The sequence below is a fragment of the Cupriavidus sp. GW822-FHT03E04 genome (assembly GCF_058801495.1).
Map to the genome: position 1 here is coordinate 47,428 of NZ_JBXANI010000035.1, position 15,814 is coordinate 63,241.

The window sequence follows — 15,814 nt, forward strand, 5'->3', positions numbered from 1 at the left end:
GCCTCAGTCCGCAGTATACTCGTAGGCTTTTCCGTCATGCCCGCGGGAAGGAATTCAGGGAGAGCCTGCACATACAAGCAGGAAGGTCAGATCCTAAGGGTCGGCCGACGACGTAAAGTCAATGTTTCGGGCAGGTTCTACAAGTCTCAGGAAAAATCATGAAGACCTTTTCCGCAAAGCCTGCAGAGGTTAAGCGCGACTGGTACGTGATTGACGCGACGGACAAAGTCCTCGGCCGTGTTGCCAGCGAAGTGGCACGCCGACTGCGCGGCAAGCACAAGCCGGAATTTACTCCGCACGTCGACACGGGTGATTACATCATCATCGTCAACGCAGGCAAGCTGCGTGTCACGGGTACCAAAGAAACCGACAAGAAGTACTATCGTCACTCGGGTTACCCGGGCGGCATTTACGAAACGACGTTCGGTAAGATGCAGCAACGTTTCCCGGGCCGTGCCCTGGAAAAAGCTGTGAAGGGCATGTTGCCGAAGGGCCCGCTGGGCTATGCGATGATCAAGAAGCTGAAGGTTTACGCCGAAGCCGAGCATCCGCATGAAGCGCAGCAGCCTAAAGCGCTGGAAATCTAAGGGGGCCATCCATGATCGGAAATTGGAATTACGGTACTGGCCGCCGCAAGAGCGCAGTGGCTCGGGTCTTCATCAAGTCGGGCAAGGGCGATATCATCGTCAATGGCAAGCCCATCAATGAGTATTTCGCTCGCGAAACCTCGCTGATGATCGTGCGCCAGCCGCTCGAACTGACTGCCAACGCACAGACCTTCGACATCAAGGTCAACGTCACTGGCGGCGGTGAAACGGGTCAAGCCGGCGCAGTGCGCCACGGCATTACCCGTGCACTGATCGACTACGATGCCACCCTGAAGCCGTCGCTGTCCAAGGCCGGTTTCGTCACGCGCGATGCGCGTGAAGTGGAACGTAAGAAGGTCGGTTTCCACAAGGCGCGTCGTCGGAAGCAATTCTCGAAGCGTTAATGTGTGTTCGGCGGGTCCGGTTCAACCGGATCTGGCCGTTCAGAAAAAACCGCACGGTTCGCCGTGCGGTTTTTTTTTTCGCCGCTAGCGCCGGTGAAGGCGTGTGCAATGCCGCGCAACGGCAGGCTATCACCACGTTTTACAAATACTTTGCATCTCCCCGGATACAATCCCTGCTCTTGCCGTCCGGAGAACCCGACCATGATGCATTGGATGCGATGGCCTGCCGACCTGCACCGCGCCCGCCTGACGGTGCCGCGAGCCCGCGGCGCATGAAGTATCGCGTGCTGCGCCCGCGCCGGGGCTCGCTATCCGGGAGCCTGGCGGTGCGTTCGCATCTGCCGTGGCCGCTGCGCGTGCTGGGCGCCGCCGCGGCGCTCGTCGTCGTGCTCGTGGTGGTGGTGGTCGCCGCGCGTTGGGCGTACGACGCTGGCCGGCGGCTGACGGGTGCGCCGGATATGACGGCGGAAAACAAGGCGCTGCGCGAGCAGGTGGCGGAGATGACGGCTCAGCACGAGCGCTTGCAGGCGGTGGCCAACACCGCCGAGGCGCAGTTGCAGATGGCCCGCAGCGCCCAGGAGGCGCTGGCCGGGCAGTTGAAGACGGCGGAAGGCGAGGTCGCTCAACTCAAGGAAGACCTGGCATTTTTCGAGGGCCTGCTCCCGGCCAGCGGCAATACGTCCGGCATCCATGTGCGGAGTTTTCGCGTGGGTCTTGATGAAGCCGACCCACTGAAGATGCACTATCGATTGCTGATAATGCAGGGTGGATCCAAGGCTTTTTCATCCTTGCCGGAGTTCCGCGGTGAGTTACAGTTGGTCGTTTCGCTGTTGCGGGATGGCAAGCCGGTCACCCTGAGCCTGCCGGAAAATGGCGCCGGTTCGTTGCCTGGCCTGCAGGTCACGCACTACCAGCGGATCGAAAGTGCCTTTGCGCTGCCTGCCGGCGCCACAGTGCGGGCGGTCACGGTACGAATTTTGCAAAACGGTCAGTTGCGCGCGACCCAGACGGCCATGCCGTGAGGGTGCGCTGGGCCAGCAACGAAAAAAGGGACCTATGTTGTTTTCCAAAAAGAAGGGCTTGTCGATCGATACCCTGATTGGCCAGCACAGCGTGATCCAGGGCGACCTGACGTTTTCGGGTGGCCTGCGCCTGGATGGCCGGGTACGCGGCAACGTGACGGCGGCTGCCGACCAGGCGAGCATGCTGGTCATCAGCGAAAAAGGCGTGGTCGAGGGCGAAGTCCGGGTCGGGCACCTGATTCTCAACGGCACGGTCACCGGGCCTGTGCACGCGACCGAGCTGCTGGAGCTGCAACCGCACGCCCGCGTGCAGGGCGAGGTGCACTACGCCGCGCTGGAAATGCACCAGGGGGCATTGGTGGAGGGCCGTCTCGTGCCGCTCGGCAATGCGCAACCCAAGGCGCTGCCCAACCTGGTTCTGGCATCCGGCACGCAAGAATCCGCCTGATACGGCACCCGTGGCCTGGTTGCATCAACAGAACCCCTTGAATTCACGGGGTTTCGGCACGATCTTCCCGGAGCGCTTAAAATACAGGCGTATCTACATAGGAGAACCCCATGAACGCAGTCGCAGAGGCACCCGTTACCGAGGACATGCCGGCCCCGTTCGTCTTTACTGACAGCGCTGCCGACAAGGTCAAGCAGTTGATCGAGGAAGAGGGCAATGCCGATCTGAAACTGCGCGTGTTCGTGCAGGGCGGCGGCTGTTCCGGCTTCCAGTATGGCTTCACCTTCGACGAAGAGGTGAACGAGGACGACACCACGCTGGACAAGAATGGCGTCACGCTGTTGATCGATTCGATGAGCTACCAGTATCTGGTGGGCGCCGAGATCGATTACAAGGAAGACATCAACGGCGCACAGTTCGTGATCAAGAACCCCAACGCAAGCACCACCTGCGGTTGCGGCTCTTCGTTCTCAGTATAAGGCTCGCAAGGGCGCCGCGGCTTCCGACAGGTTCTCGCGGCAATAAAAAAGCGCACTTTGGTGCGCTTTTTTATTTATGCGTCCCGGCGCCAGACCACCGGGAACCAGTCCTCGCGCATCCGCTCGCCGCTGGCCAGGCCGATTCCGGGGAAGGGCGGCGAGGTGCGGCCAGGCCGCTCCAGGTAGCGCACGTCGTCGCCCAGGAAGCGTGCCGAGAAGGCGCGGCGGCGTCCCGTGCCGGTATTGCCCGCGGCACCATGTACCGTGCGGAAGTCGAACACCACGGCATCGCCCGGCTCCAGCTCCGGTATCAGGATTGTGTGGCTGCCGTCGTCCACGTCCGGCATCTCCATGAAGCGGTCGCTGCCAGCATAGAAATTCTCATTGCTGGCCCAGCGCTTGGGCCTGACCAGTTTGGGCCAGCGGTGCGAGCCCAGCACCACGCGCAAGGTATTGGCGGTGGTGACAGGGTCCAGTGGGATCCAGTAGCTCGCGGTCTGCAGGCCATCCACGCAGTAGTAGGGCAGGTCCTGGTGCCACGGTGTGGGCTTTGCCGTGCCCGGTTCCTTGACCAGGATGTGCTCGTGGAACACCTGGACGGCCTCGGCCTGCATGATGTGGCCGGCGATGGCTGCGGCCGGTGAGCGCCGGATGAAGTCGGCGAACGGCTGGATGCGCTCCCAGTTGCAGTAATCCTCGAAAAAGCGGCCGCGCTCACCGCTGCCGACGTTCTCGATGGCAAAAGGGCCCGGCTTCGCGAGATTCTGCTCGAATCCTTCGCGCAGCGGCGTCACCCAATGAGTGAAGGCGCCGCGCAACACCAGGGCGCCGTCGCGCTGGTAGGTCTCGATTTCGGTTGCGGTGATGTGCATGAGGGTCCCGTGGATGGCTGGCTTGGGACGAGTATCGGGGCAGCATGGCAATAGGAAAAGAATATATTTCCTATGCTGTAGTATAGGAAATCATGATTGGATTCTCCTTCCGCCAGCTCGAGTATTTTGTCGCGGCCGCCGAGCACGGCAGCATCAGCGCGGCTGCCCGTGCGCGCCACGTATCGCAGCCTTCCGTGTCGCAGGCCGTGGCGCAGCTTGAGGAAACGCTAGGCGAGACCCTGTTTCGCCGCCAGGTCAGCCGCGGTCTGGAGCTGACGCCGGCTGGCCAGCGCCTGCTGGGCCGCGCCCGCGACATCCTGGCGCTGGCCGCCGGCCTGGCAACCGATGGCGTGGACCAGGCACAGGCGCGCGGCCTTAGCGGGCAACTGTCGCTGACGTGCTTCCAGGATCTTGGCGCTTACTACGCACCGCGGCTGCTGGCCGGCTTCCGGCGGCTGCATCCGCATGTTGCCGTGACGCTGTTCGAGGCCGACCTGGCCACGGTGCATCGCACGCTCGCTGCCGGCAAGGCGGAACTGGCGCTGACCTACGATCTCGGCTTCGACCAGCGCATTGCGCGCTGGATACTTGCCCGGCTTGCGCCTTACGCGCTGCTGCACCCCGGCCATGCGCTGGCCGCCCAGCAAAGCGTAAGTCTGAAAGACCTTGCTGGCGAACGGCTGATCCTGGAGGATATTGCGCAAACACGTGAGTACTTCCTCTCGCTGTTCTGGGCGCACGGCTTGCGCCCGCAACTGCACCAGTACACGCAGACCTTCGAGATGCAGCGCGGCCTGGTGGCGCACGGCTATGGCGTGGCGCTGTCATGCACGCGCCCCGCGGGCGACCACAGCTATGACGGGCAGCCCATCGTTTGCTTGCCGCTGCGCGAGGCCGTGGCGCCGCAGCGCGTGGTGCTGGCGCGTTCGCCAGCCATGCGGCCTTCGCCCGTCGCGCAAGCGTTTATCCAGTGGGTTTGCGAGGCAGGCCACGCCGAGCCGGCGTGAGGGTGGCGAGGTGTGGCTATCGAGGGTAGAGCGCGCCCAAGACACGCGGGCCGGCCGCGCCAGTGACGGTAGGCACATTGCCCGGCGCCCCGTGCAGCATCTGCCGCGCCAGCCACGCAAAAGCGATGCCCTCCACCTGTGATACCGGAACGCCCAGTTCGTCCGAGCTTTGCACCGTGACAGCGGGCAGCGCCTGCGCCAGCAACGCCATCACCAGGCGGTTGCGGGCGCCGCCGCCGCACACAATCAGCCGCGCCGCGTCGGGCGCGTGCTGCTTGACATCGCGGGCGATGGCTTCGGCGCTCAGCGCGGCCAGCGTGGCCTGCACGTCGGCGGGATCGAGTGCCGTGCCGTGCTGGGAAAGATGATTTTCCAGCCAAGCAGGATGGAACAGGTCGCGGCCCGTGCTCTTGGGCGGGGCCACGCTGAAATAAGGCTCGGCCAGCAGGCGCGCCAGCAGCGCCTGGTCGACCTTGCCGCTGGCGCCCCAGGCGCCGTCGGCGTCGTAGGCCAGGCCGTGATGCCGGTCGATCCAGTAGTCGAGCAGCACGTTGCCCGGGCCGCAGTCGAAGCCGGTGACCGGCCGCGCCGCGCCGCCTTCGCTGGCGGCGGGCAGCACGCTGATATTGGAGATTCCGCCGATATTGCAGGCCACCCGTGTCTGGGCGGCGTCGCCGAACAGCGCCTGGTGCACCGCCGGTACCAAGGGTGCGCCCTGGCCGCCGGCCGCCACGTCGCGGCTGCGGAAATCCGCCACCACGTCGATGCCCGTCAACTCTGCCAGCAGCGCGGGTTGCTGGCTCTGGCGGGTATAGCCGATGCCGTCGTACAAGCCGGGCCGATGGCGCACGGTCTGGCCGTGCGCACCGATTGCCGCGATGGCCTCCGGCGCCAGCCCGGCATTGCGCAGCAGGGTTGCCACGCAAGCCGCATAGACGCGCGCCAGCCCATTGGCGGCCAGCGCCTCGCGGTGGATTTCATCATCGCCGGGCTGCTGCAGCGCGCTGAACGCGTCGCGCAGTTCGGCCGGGAAGGACTGGAAGGCCGCCGCCAGCACCGTGGGCCGTGGCCCCGAGAAATCGACCAGCACGCCGTCCGCGCCGTCCATGCTGGTGCCGGACATGATGCCGATAAAGCAGTCTGGGGACGAAGTTGGCATGCTGGGCAGGCTCGATGGATCAATTGCTGGCCGAAGCCACGTTGTAGGTACGCAGCGCGTTGATGCGGCTGAGCATCTCGCTGGTATAGCTCAGGAACTGCTGGCGCGCCGGGCCGGACAGAGCGGGCGTGTCGAGCGCGGCGATGGCCAGCGGGTTCAGCGGCACATCGTTGACGCGGAACTCGTAGTGCAGGTGCGGGCCGGTGGCCCAGCCGGTCTGGCCGACGTAGCCAATGACCTCGCCTTGCGACACATGCTGCCCGCGCTTCATCGTGGCAAAGCCGGACAGGTGCGCGTAGTAGGTGGAGTAGCCGCTATGGTGCTTGAGGATGACGATGTTGCCGTAGCCGTTCTGCTGACCGACAAACTCGACTTCGCCGTCGCCGGTGGCCATCACCTTGGTGCCCGTAGGTGCGGCAAAGTCCACGCCCTTGTGCTGCGCCCAGTGGTGGTGCAGCGGATGGTCGCGCCCGCCAAAGCCCGACGACACGCGCGAGAACTCCACCGGCGAGCGCAGGAACGGCCGCTTCATGCTGCGCCCGTCAAAGGTGTAGTATGCGCCCTGCTTGCTGCCTTCCGGTGCGTACCAGAGCGCCTGGTGCAACTGGTTGTGGTTGATCAGCTCGACCGCCATCACGCGCCCGTTGCGCACGAACGCACCGTCGCGGAAGCCCGCTTCGTAGACGATGCGGAAGCGGTCTCCGCTGGTGATGTCATGGTGGAAATCGATCACGCCGGAGAAGATCGATAGCATCTGCTGGACGATCTCGTCGGGCACATTGGCCGCGTCCATGGCCTTGAAGAAGCCACCCGAGGCAATGGCGCCGGACAGCATCTCATAGTGCAGCTCGTTCTTCACCGACTGCACGCGGGCCTTGTAGACCGGATCGGCAGGGTCGCCCGCGCGTTCGATCACCAGTTCGCGGGAGGCGTTTGCGTCACCACCGAGATTGGCTTGCAGCGACACCAGCAGGTTGTTCTCGTCAACCTCGGCCTGCACCGTCTGGCCGGGATTGAGGTCGAACAGGCCGCGCGCGGTGGTGTTGCGGCGGATAAAGGCCTGCGCATCGGGGTCGTCCACACCGAGCCGCTTGAGCAGGCTGGCAATGGTGTCGCCGCGCTGCATGCGCTCTTCGCGCACAAAGGTGGCGTCGGTTTCGGTAAGCTGTTCGAGTTGTGTGCGTAGATCGGGCAGGCGTATCGCCTCCCGGACACGCGGAGCCTGGGGGTCGTCGAAGGCGCTACGGGGGGCCACGCCCATGGCGGCTGCCATGCCCAGCGTGAACACCGTACCCACCGCCGCTGTCAACTGCTTGCGCCGACGGGCGTGCAGGGCATTGGTAGGATCGACCAGAACCACCAGCTCCCGCGCGAAAACTTCGCGGAGTCTGGACCACATCACGTAAAATTCACTCTTTGTTTCGGGCTGCGTTGCCGCGACGATTTTTTGCCTCGTCTGCCTTCCTCCCCGGAGGGGCGGCGCCTGCCATATTGGTTTGCCGCCTAGAATGGCGGTTGGCCCACGGGAACAATCCCGTTTGCACAAGAAGCGCGGATTATACCAAAACCGGCCGCAAGCCGTTTTGTGCCGCGGTCTGAATTCTCATGTTTTTCAAAGACTTACGTCATGACTGAAGTTTCCTCCGGCGCTGCCACTTCCTACCCCCTCACGCCCACCGTGATGCACGCCCTGGAGGTGTCCAAGCGCGGTTGCGACGAACTGCTGGTCGAATCCGAATGGCTGGCCAAGCTCGCGCGCAGCGAGGCCACCGGTGTGCCGCTGCGCATCAAGCTGGGGCTGGACCCGACCGCGCCCGATATCCATATCGGCCACACGGTGGTGCTCAACAAGATGCGTCAGTTGCAAGACCTGGGCCACCAGGTCATCTTCCTGATCGGCGATTTCACCTCCACCATCGGCGATCCGTCCGGGCGCAACGCCACCCGTCCTCCGCTCACGCGCGAGCAGATCGAGGCCAACGCCCAGACCTACTACAGCCAGGCGAGCCTGGTACTGGATCCGGCCAAGACCGAGATCCGCTACAACAGCGAGTGGTGCGATCCGCTGGGCGCGCGCGGCATGATCCAGCTGGCGGCCAAGTACACCGTGGCGCGGATGATGGAGCGCGACGACTTCACCAAACGCTTCCGCACTGGGATTCCGATTTCGGTGCATGAGTTCCTTTACCCGCTCATGCAGGGCTACGACTCCGTCGCGCTCAAGGCCGACCTGGAACTGGGCGGCACCGACCAGAAGTTCAACCTGCTGGTGGGCCGGGAGCTGCAGAAGGAATACGGCCAGGAGCAGCAGTGCATCCTGACCATGCCGCTGCTGGTGGGCCTGGATGGCGTGGAGAAGATGTCCAAGTCCAAGGGCAACTACATCGGCGTGACCGAAGCCCCGAGCGAGATGTTCGGCAAGCTGATGAGCATCTCGGATGACTTGATGTGGAAGTACTACGAGCTGCTGTCGTTCCGCCCCATGAGCGAGATCGACCTGATGAAGCAGGAGATCTCGCTGGGCCGTAATCCGCGCGACTGCAAGGTGATGCTTGGCCAGGAGATCGTCACGCGCTTCCACAGCGCGGCCGATGCCGACCGCGCGCTCGAGGATTTCAACCACCGCGCGCGCGGCGGCGTGCCCGACGAAATCCCCGAGGTCAGCCTTTCCGGCGCACCGCTGGGCATCGGCCAGTTGCTCAAGCAGGCCAATCTGGTGCCGTCCACGTCGGAAGCCAACCGCAATATCGAACAGGGCGGCGTCAAGATCGACGGTACCATCATCAGCGACAAGGGGCTGAAGGTCGAGGCCGGCAGCTACGTCGTGCAGGTGGGCAAGCGCCGCTTCGCACGCGTGACGCTGGCTTGAGGCCGGGCAGGAACGGCTCATGATTGCGTTGATCCAGCGGGTCGCCCAGGCCCGCGTCACTGTCGATGGCCGCACCACCGGGGAGATCGGCGCCGGGCTGCTGGCGCTGGTCTGCGCCGAGCGCGGCGACGCCGAAGCGCAGGCCGAACGCCTGCTCGCCAAGCTGCTGGCCTACCGTGTGTTCTCCGATGAGGCCGGCAAGATGAACCTGCCCGTGCAGGACATCGATGGCCGCGGCACGCGCGGTGGCCTGCTGGTGGTGTCGCAGTTCACGCTGGCCGCCGATACCAACAGTGGCACGCGGCCCAGTTTCACCCCGGCCGCGGCGCCCGCCGATGGCGAACGCCTGTACAACCATTTCGTGGCGCGTGCGCGCGCCGCGCACGGCGAGGTGCAGACCGGCGAGTTCGGCGCCATGATGCAAGTCAGCCTGGTCAACGACGGTCCGGTCACCTTCTGGCTGCGCGTGCCGCCGGCCGCGCCGTCCGCCCACTCCCAGCCAGCCCAGGCCAGCCGCTGATGCGGCGACGGCCTGACCGGACATGACCCAGGACATGACCCAGACAGTCACCCTCTACATCGCCACCAGCCTCGACGGCATGATCGCTTCGCCGGATGGCAGCGTGGACTGGCAACTGGCGGCGCACCGCGCCTTCGACGACGGCCTGCTGCAGCTCAGCTACCGCCGCCGCACGTCACCGCCGGGACCGGCCTTGGCCTGATCCCGCATGCCGCGCAGTGCGCGGCGCAACCCAGCAAGGAGAGAAACATGAAGCTCTGGAGCAAGGCATTCAGCGACAACGGGCCGATTCCGATCGAGTTCGCTTTCGGTGCGATCGACCCCGCCACCCACGTGACGCTGTCGAGCAACCGCAATCCCGACCTGCACTGGGACGAGGCCCCGGCCGAGACGCGTTCCTTCGTGCTGATCTGCCACGATCCGGATGTGCCCAGCCGTGGTGACGACGTCAACCAGGAAGGCCGCGAAGTGCCCGCTTCGCTGCCGCGCGTGGACTTCTTTCACTGGGTGCTGGTGGATATTCCGATGGGGCTGCGCACCATCTCCGCGGGCACCCACAGCGATGGCGTGATCGCGCGTGGCAAGCCGGGCCCCGAGGCCACCGGCGGCACGGCCGCGGCAGGTGGGCTGCGCCACGGCCTGAACGACTACACCGGCTGGTTCGCCGGCGACCCGGACATGAAGGGCGACTACTACGGTTACGACGGCCCTTGCCCGCCGTGGAACGACAGCCTGGTGCACCACTACGTGTTCACCGTCTATGCGCTCGACCTGGACCGCCTGCCGCTAGAGGGCACCTTCACCGGCGCCCAGGTGCGCGAGGCCATCCAGGGCCATGTGCTGGCGCAGGCTGCCTACACCGGCACCTATACCCTCAACCCGAATCTCGCCGGCCAGCCGGCGAAGTAAGCACGGGCCGCGCGGCGCGCAAGCGCTGCGCGCCCGGGGGCGCCATGACAGCACAGCGTAGCGCCGCCAAGATCGCCTAAAGGAAACGGCATGTCGCAATTGCCCGGGCCGCATTCGCTGGCCTTCACCCACCTGATCCTGATCCGCCACGGCGAGACAGCATGGAACCGCGAGCGGCGCCTGCAAGGCCAGCTCGACATTCCGCTCAACGCCACCGGCGTGGCGCAGGCGGATGCCCTGGCCCAGGCGCTGGCGGTCGAGCCGATCGATGCGGTCTACGCCAGCGACCTGTCGCGCGCGATGCAGACGGCGGCGCCGCTGGCCGAGGCGCTCGGCCTGGCGGTGCAGCCCGATCCCCGCTTGCGCGAGCGCTGCTACGGCTCGCTCGAAGGCATGACCTACGCGGAAGTGGCCGAGCAGCTGCCCGAGGATTTCGCCAGGTGGCAAGCGCGGGTTCCCGACTACGCGCCCGATGGCGGCGAGTCCTTGCTGGCGTTTCATGAGCGCGCGGTGGAAGCCGCGCTGGCGCTCGGGCGCCGCCATCCCGGCGAGCGCATTGCCCTGGTGGCCCACGGCGGCGTGCTGGACTGCCTGTACCGCGAAGCCAATGACATGACGCTGGAGGCGCCGCGCCGGCACGAATTGCTCAATGCCAGCATCAACCGGCTGCGCTGCGACAGCGTGCGGCTCACGGTCATGCAATGGGCGGACGTGGGCCACCTGGAAGCGCTCACCCTCGACGAAGTCGACCGCAGGGTGCCCTGAGCCGCGCTGGCTGCGCCAGGCGCGTCTTACACCCGCAGGCGGAAGGGCGTGAAATCGGTATTGCGGTCGTAGTAGTCTTCGCGCTCGGCGCGCTTGAGGAAGTTCACCACCTTGTAGGTGACCGGCGTCATCACCACTTCCCACGTGGTCTTGAGGAAGTACTGGGCAATGGCGACCTGGATCACTTTCTCCAGCGGCCAGATGCCGTAGAAGGCGATCACGTAGAACAGCGAGGAATCGACCAGCTCGCCGGCCAGCGTGGAGCCGATGGTGCGGGTCCACAGCCAGCGGCCGTTGGTCCACAGCTTCATCTTGGCCAGCACATAGCTGTTGGTGAAGCTGCCGCAGCAGAACGCGATCAGCGAGCCCAGCGCGATGCGCCAGGTATTGCCGAAGACGTCTTCCAGGCTCTTTTGGTAATCGCTCATGAAGGGCGCCACCGGCATCTTCAGCACCACCAGGCTCATGAAGGTGGCGAACGCCAGCGCCGCGAATCCGGCCCAGACCACGCGGCGATCGCGCCCGTAGCCGTAGACCTCGGTCAGCACGTCCCCAAAAATGTACGAAATCGGGAAGAACAGCACGCCCGCGCCGAAGGTCACCGGACCGATCACCGGCAGCGTGACCTGGGCCGCCTTGGCCGCGCCGATCAGGTTGGAGCACAGCAGGACCGTGACGAAAGCCACCATCACGAGATCGTAGTAACGATAGACGCGCCCGCTGTGGGCGGGCGTGGCGCTTGACATGGTCATCGGGGTGTTCCAGGGGCGATTTTTGGGCGATTATGCCAGCCGCGCCGCCACCTTGCCCCGCCACACTGTAGACGAGCGCGTGCCCTGGCCGGGTCGCCCCGGGCCAGGGCTGCCTGCGCGGGCTGCGGCTAGATGTTCAGCTTGCTGATCTTGGAGCCGTCCAGCGACACATCGAACATCAGCCCGGCATTGGTCTGCACGAAGCCGATCACAGGCTGCTGCCCGGTGATCGTATCGAGTTTGCCGTTGGCACCGACCTTGGCTAGCGCCACGCCGGCATCCGCACCGACCGTCCAGCCGCTGCTGTTGACGAACTTGTTGTAGGCATCGGGCGTCATGAACATCAGCACCACCGATTTGGACTGGCCGCCGGCGGTCGCGCCGACCGAGGCCGAGGTGGTGCGGTAATAGCTCACCGAGGCGCCCTTGGAGCGCAGCACGCCCTCGCCGTATTCGCCGCCGACCACCAGCCCTGCCGACAGCACTCGCGGGAACACGAGGATGCCCTGGGCGCGTGAGGCCAGCTCGCGCGAGCTGTCGACCGTCGCGAACAGCCGGTTGAGTGCCCCGTCGGCACCCGCGTCGATCTCTTTCTTCTTGGCCGCCGCGTCGGTTGGCGCATTGGTGCCGGTGGTGGTGCAGCCAGCCGCGAACGCGGTGGCCACGACCAGGCCCGAGCCCGCCAGCCGGCTGACAAAGTGGCGTCGATTCATGTGCTCTCTCCTGTCTGGGATCAGTTAGCCGGCCGTCGGGCATCTGCCGTCAGTTGTCGCCTTGCCTTGGCGGTCGGGGCTAAGTCATTGTGGACAAGGAGGAAGCAGCCAGCAATGCACGACAAAAGAATTGTCTGCGGGCCTCGAAACTACTTAATGCGGGTTTCGATGTGCGGGTTTCGATGCCGCTCAGGCCGGGGCCGAATCGCTCTCGCCGGGCGCCGCCAGCCCGAAGTGCCGGTAGGCGGCGGCCGTGGCCATGCGGCCCCGCGGCGTGCGCTGCAGGTAGCCCTGCTGGATCAGGAAGGGCTCGAGCACGTCCTCGATGGTGTCGCGCTCCTCGCCGATGGCAGCGGCCAGGTTATCCACGCCCACCGGGCCGCCGCTGAACTTGAGCAGGATCGCTTCCAGCAGCTTGCGGTCCATCAGGTCGAAGCCGACCGCGTCCACGTCGAGCATGGCGAGGGCGGCGTCCGCGATAGTGCGAGTGATGTTTCCGTCTCCTTTGACTTCCGCGAAGTCGCGCACGCGGCGCAGCAGCCGGTTGGCGATCCGTGGCGTGCCGCGCGCGCGGCGTGCGATTTCCAGCGCGCCCAGCGGGTCGATGCGGGCACCCAGCAGCTGGGCGGAGCGCGTGACGATGCGCGACAGCTCCTCGGCGGTGTAGAACTCCAGCCGCGCCACGATGCCGAAGCGGTCGCGCAGCGGGTTGGTCAGCATGCCCGCGCGGGTAGTGGCGCCGACCAGCGTGAAAGGTTGCAGGTCCAGCTTGACCGAGCGTGCGGCCGGGCCTTCGCCGATCATGATGTCGATCTGGTAATCCTCGAGCGCCGGGTACAGGATTTCCTCGACGACCGGGGACAGCCTGTGGATTTCGTCGATGAACAGGACGTCGTTGGCTTCCAGGTTGGTCAGCAGCGCCGCCAGGTCGCCCGGGCGTTCCAGCACCGGGCCGGAGGTCTGGCGCAGGTTGACGCCCATTTCGCGAGCGATGATGTGCGCCAGCGTGGTCTTGCCCAGCCCCGGCGGCCCGAACAGCAGCACGTGATCGAGCGCTTCGCGCCGGTTGCGCGCGGCGTGCATGAAGATGTCGAGCTGGCCGCGCACTTTTTCCTGGCCGACATATTCGTCGAGCAGCTTGGGACGCAGCGCCCGCTCGAAGGCCTCCTCGTTGGGGGAGACGGCGGTGGGGGCGATCACGCGATCGGCGCCCCGCTCGGTGGCTAGCTTGTCGGTTTCGATCATGTTACGGATGCGGGCAAAGTGGTTGGATTGTAGCCCTTCCGGGCATGGCGCCGGACGCGCGAGCCCTGCGCCGGCCGCGCAGGCTCAGCGCCGGGAGCCTCCTTGGCCCGGCCGGGTCAACCCTTGGATAGCGATTTCAGCGCCATCTTGATGCCGTCGGACACGCCGGTGCCTGCGGGCACCTGCTTGATCGCCAGCGCCGCCTCTTTCTCCGAGTAGCCGAGCGCAAGCAGCGCGTTGAGGATGTCGACGGCGTTGTCGTGCACCGGCGTGCTGCCGGGTGCTGCCCCAAGCTCGGCGCCCAGCTTGCCTTTGAGTTCGAGCAGCAGGCGCTCGGCGGTCTTCTTGCCGATGCCCGGCACGCGCGTCAGCCGTCCGGCTTCCTGCAGCGTGATGGCCTGCGCTAGTTCGCTGACCGACATGCCGGATAGCACCGCCAGCGCCATGCGCGCGCCGATGCCGGTGATCTTGATCAGCTCGCGGAAGGTGTTGCGCTCGGTGGCGCTGCCAAAGCCGTACAGCAGGTGCGCGTCCTCGCGCACGATCTGCTGGGTCAGCAGGGTGACGGGATGGCCGACGGCGGGCAGGTTGTAGAAGGTGCTCATCGGCACGTCAATCTCGTAGCCGACGCCGTGGCAATCGACCAGCAGGTGCGGGGGATTCTTCTCGATGAGGGTGCCGGCGATGCGTCCGATCATGGTGTAGTGTCTGCAGCGAATTACGGCGCGCGCGCCGGGATGGGAAGGGAGTGCGGCGGCCAGCGCGGGGAAAAGGCCCGCCATCGCGAAGGCCGCCAGTGTAGCCCAGCGTGCGGCGTACCGGCGCGGCCGGGCTGCATTAGCTATTGGCTATCTGCTATCTGCTATTGGCCCAGCGTGTCCACCGCCTGGCGTCCCAGCGCGGGATCGTCGGTGAAAAAGCCGTCGATGCCGGCGGCGAGGAAGGCTTGCACCTCGCGCACCATGCCGCTGGGGCTGCGCGTGGCATCGTCGCCGCCGGTGCGCAGGTTGCGCGGCAGGAAGGTGTTCTCGGGACGGAAAGTATAGGGATGAACCAGCAAGCCTGCCGCATGCGCGTTGCGCACCAGCGCGGTCGGCGTGCCGAGGTTGCCGTTGGCGTCGCGGGGCACCACGCTGGACTTCTCCGGGCCGATGCCGTTGGCGTAGCTGGCCACTTCGCGCAAGCCGATCGGCGTCATCATGTCGGCGTAGGTGCGGGTGTCGCCAGCCAGGCGCCAGTCGGCAGGCCGGTTCTTCGCGCCGCCCATCAATTGGATCAGCTTCACATTCGGCATGCCCTGGGCCAGGCGCTGGCGCATCTCGCGCAAGTTGCCGGTCTCGAAGGACTGCACGAACACCGGCGCGCTGCGCGTGTACGCATGGGCTTGCAGCGTGGCCACCAGCTTCTCCTCCAGCGGCAGGCCAATGCCGCGGAAATAGCTCGGGTGCTTGGTTTCCGGGTACAGGCCGATCACGCGGCCGCTGCGTTGCGATGCCTTGGCCACCAGATCGATGATTTCGTCGAAGGTGGGAATCTCGAACTTGTCGTTGTACTGGGTATTGGCCTTGCGCACCTGCGCAATACGCTCGCGCGCGCGCAGCGTCTTGAGCTCGGCCAGCGTGAAGTCTTCGGTGAACCAGCCATCCAGGCGTTCGCCGTCGATTACCTTGATGCGCTTGCGGCTGGCGAACTGGGGCAGCTCCGCCACGTTGGTCGTGGTGCCGATCTCGTTCTCGTGCCGGGCCACCAGTACGCCGTCGCGCGTCATCACCAGGTCTGGTTCCACCACGTCGGCACCGTCGTCGATGGCGCGTTGGTAGGACGCCAGCGTGTGTTCAGGGCGCAGCGCGCTAGCGCCGCGATGCCCGATCACCAGCGCCTTGGGCACGGCCGGGGCTGGGGCCGGGGCCGGGGCTGCCGGGACAGTGGCCACGGGCGGCGGCGCGGCGCAGCCGGCGAGAACCGCGGCGGCCAGCGCGGACAACAGCGCCGGCAGGCGAGCGGAGCGAGGCGGATTCAAGGCGCGGAACGCGCGAGGCGAGCGGAGCATGCGGCATCCTTTG

The 15,814-nt window shown here is 65.8% G+C and carries 19 protein-coding genes; 11 read left to right on the forward strand and 8 right to left on the reverse strand.

Annotated elements, in window-relative coordinates:
- Positions 1-158 precede the first annotated feature (158 nt).
- The 5 genes from rplM to erpA all read left to right on the forward strand — a co-directional run bounded on the left by rplM (position 159) and on the right by erpA (position 2,940).
- Entirely contained in the window at positions 159-587 is a 429-nt protein-coding gene (gene rplM, locus AC1RQC_RS35320; RefSeq protein WP_006156415.1) for a 50S ribosomal protein L13, read from the forward strand.
- Between the two features lie 11 nt (positions 588-598).
- Entirely contained in the window at positions 599-991 is a 393-nt protein-coding gene (gene rpsI / locus AC1RQC_RS35325; RefSeq protein WP_006156414.1) for a 30S ribosomal protein S9, read from the forward strand.
- A gap of 272 nt (positions 992-1,263) precedes the next feature.
- Entirely contained in the window at positions 1,264-2,013 is a 750-nt protein-coding gene (locus tag AC1RQC_RS35330) for a DUF6776 family protein (protein WP_492886117.1), read from the forward strand.
- Positions 2,014-2,047: 34 nt separating this feature from the next.
- Positions 2,048-2,461 carry a bactofilin family protein gene (locus tag AC1RQC_RS35335; RefSeq protein WP_174427448.1) on the forward strand — a complete coding sequence of 138 codons (414 nt, stop codon included), beginning with the start codon at positions 2,048-2,050 and terminating at the stop codon, positions 2,459-2,461.
- A 110-nt stretch (positions 2,462-2,571) separates the two neighbouring features.
- Entirely contained in the window at positions 2,572-2,940 is a 369-nt protein-coding gene (gene erpA, locus AC1RQC_RS35340) for an iron-sulfur cluster insertion protein ErpA (protein WP_017225530.1), read from the forward strand.
- A gap of 74 nt (positions 2,941-3,014) precedes the next feature.
- On the opposite strand, the gene AC1RQC_RS35345 is transcribed toward erpA, so the two are convergent.
- On the reverse strand, positions 3,015-3,812 hold the full coding sequence (locus AC1RQC_RS35345; RefSeq protein WP_492375703.1) for a phytanoyl-CoA dioxygenase family protein: 798 nt from the start codon (positions 3,810-3,812) through the stop codon (positions 3,015-3,017).
- 92 nt (positions 3,813-3,904) lie between these two features.
- Between AC1RQC_RS35345 and AC1RQC_RS35350 the strand changes: the two genes are divergently transcribed.
- Entirely contained in the window at positions 3,905-4,819 is a 915-nt protein-coding gene (locus AC1RQC_RS35350; protein WP_492375702.1) for a LysR substrate-binding domain-containing protein, read from the forward strand.
- Between the two features lie 16 nt (positions 4,820-4,835).
- On the opposite strand, the gene AC1RQC_RS35355 is transcribed toward AC1RQC_RS35350, so the two are convergent.
- Together AC1RQC_RS35355 and AC1RQC_RS35360 are read right to left on the reverse strand one after the other, a co-directional pair.
- Entirely contained in the window at positions 4,836-5,978 is a 1,143-nt protein-coding gene (locus tag AC1RQC_RS35355; protein WP_492375701.1) for an anhydro-N-acetylmuramic acid kinase, read from the reverse strand.
- Positions 5,979-5,997: 19 nt separating this feature from the next.
- The gene (locus AC1RQC_RS35360; protein ID WP_043343687.1) at positions 5,998-7,377 is read right to left on the reverse strand and encodes a M23 family metallopeptidase; all 1,380 of its coding nucleotides are present in this window, start codon (positions 7,375-7,377) and stop codon (positions 5,998-6,000) included.
- 228 nt (positions 7,378-7,605) lie between these two features.
- Between AC1RQC_RS35360 and tyrS the strand changes: the two genes are divergently transcribed.
- The 5 genes from tyrS to AC1RQC_RS35385 all read left to right on the forward strand — a co-directional run bounded on the left by tyrS (position 7,606) and on the right by AC1RQC_RS35385 (position 11,041).
- Positions 7,606-8,847 carry a tyrosine--tRNA ligase gene (gene tyrS, locus AC1RQC_RS35365; RefSeq protein ID WP_492813569.1) on the forward strand — a complete coding sequence of 414 codons (1,242 nt, stop codon included), beginning with the start codon at positions 7,606-7,608 and terminating at the stop codon, positions 8,845-8,847.
- Between the two features lie 19 nt (positions 8,848-8,866).
- A complete protein-coding gene (gene dtd, locus AC1RQC_RS35370; protein ID WP_492813570.1) occupies positions 8,867-9,367 on the forward strand; it encodes a D-aminoacyl-tRNA deacylase in 501 nt (166 codons plus the stop codon).
- Between the two features lie 34 nt (positions 9,368-9,401).
- Positions 9,402-9,569 (forward strand): hypothetical protein, encoded by a 168-nt coding sequence (locus AC1RQC_RS35375; protein WP_492375698.1) that lies wholly within the window; start codon positions 9,402-9,404, stop codon positions 9,567-9,569.
- A 47-nt stretch (positions 9,570-9,616) separates the two neighbouring features.
- Positions 9,617-10,276, forward strand: coding sequence for a YbhB/YbcL family Raf kinase inhibitor-like protein (locus AC1RQC_RS35380; RefSeq protein WP_492830553.1), 660 nt, complete (start codon positions 9,617-9,619; stop codon positions 10,274-10,276).
- A gap of 90 nt (positions 10,277-10,366) precedes the next feature.
- Positions 10,367-11,041, forward strand: coding sequence for a histidine phosphatase family protein (locus tag AC1RQC_RS35385; protein WP_492375696.1), 675 nt, complete (start codon positions 10,367-10,369; stop codon positions 11,039-11,041).
- A gap of 26 nt (positions 11,042-11,067) precedes the next feature.
- Here AC1RQC_RS35385 and AC1RQC_RS35390 read toward each other — a convergent pair whose 3' ends face one another.
- From AC1RQC_RS35390 to AC1RQC_RS35410, 5 genes are all read right to left on the reverse strand, one after another.
- Positions 11,068-11,793, reverse strand: coding sequence for a queuosine precursor transporter (locus AC1RQC_RS35390; RefSeq protein ID WP_492375695.1), 726 nt, complete (start codon positions 11,791-11,793; stop codon positions 11,068-11,070).
- A gap of 128 nt (positions 11,794-11,921) precedes the next feature.
- Positions 11,922-12,506 carry a BPSL1445 family SYLF domain-containing lipoprotein gene (locus tag AC1RQC_RS35395; RefSeq protein ID WP_492375694.1) on the reverse strand — a complete coding sequence of 195 codons (585 nt, stop codon included), beginning with the start codon at positions 12,504-12,506 and terminating at the stop codon, positions 11,922-11,924.
- Between the two features lie 189 nt (positions 12,507-12,695).
- Positions 12,696-13,751, reverse strand: a complete 1,056-nt coding sequence (gene ruvB, locus AC1RQC_RS35400; protein ID WP_043343714.1) for a Holliday junction branch migration DNA helicase RuvB — start codon at positions 13,749-13,751, stop codon at positions 12,696-12,698.
- A 116-nt stretch (positions 13,752-13,867) separates the two neighbouring features.
- Positions 13,868-14,449 carry a Holliday junction branch migration protein RuvA gene (gene ruvA, locus AC1RQC_RS35405; RefSeq protein ID WP_150988018.1) on the reverse strand — a complete coding sequence of 194 codons (582 nt, stop codon included), beginning with the start codon at positions 14,447-14,449 and terminating at the stop codon, positions 13,868-13,870.
- Between the two features lie 164 nt (positions 14,450-14,613).
- Positions 14,614-15,801 (reverse strand): glycerophosphodiester phosphodiesterase, encoded by a 1,188-nt coding sequence (locus AC1RQC_RS35410; protein ID WP_492830555.1) that lies wholly within the window; start codon positions 15,799-15,801, stop codon positions 14,614-14,616.
- Positions 15,802-15,814: the final 13 nt, after the last annotated feature.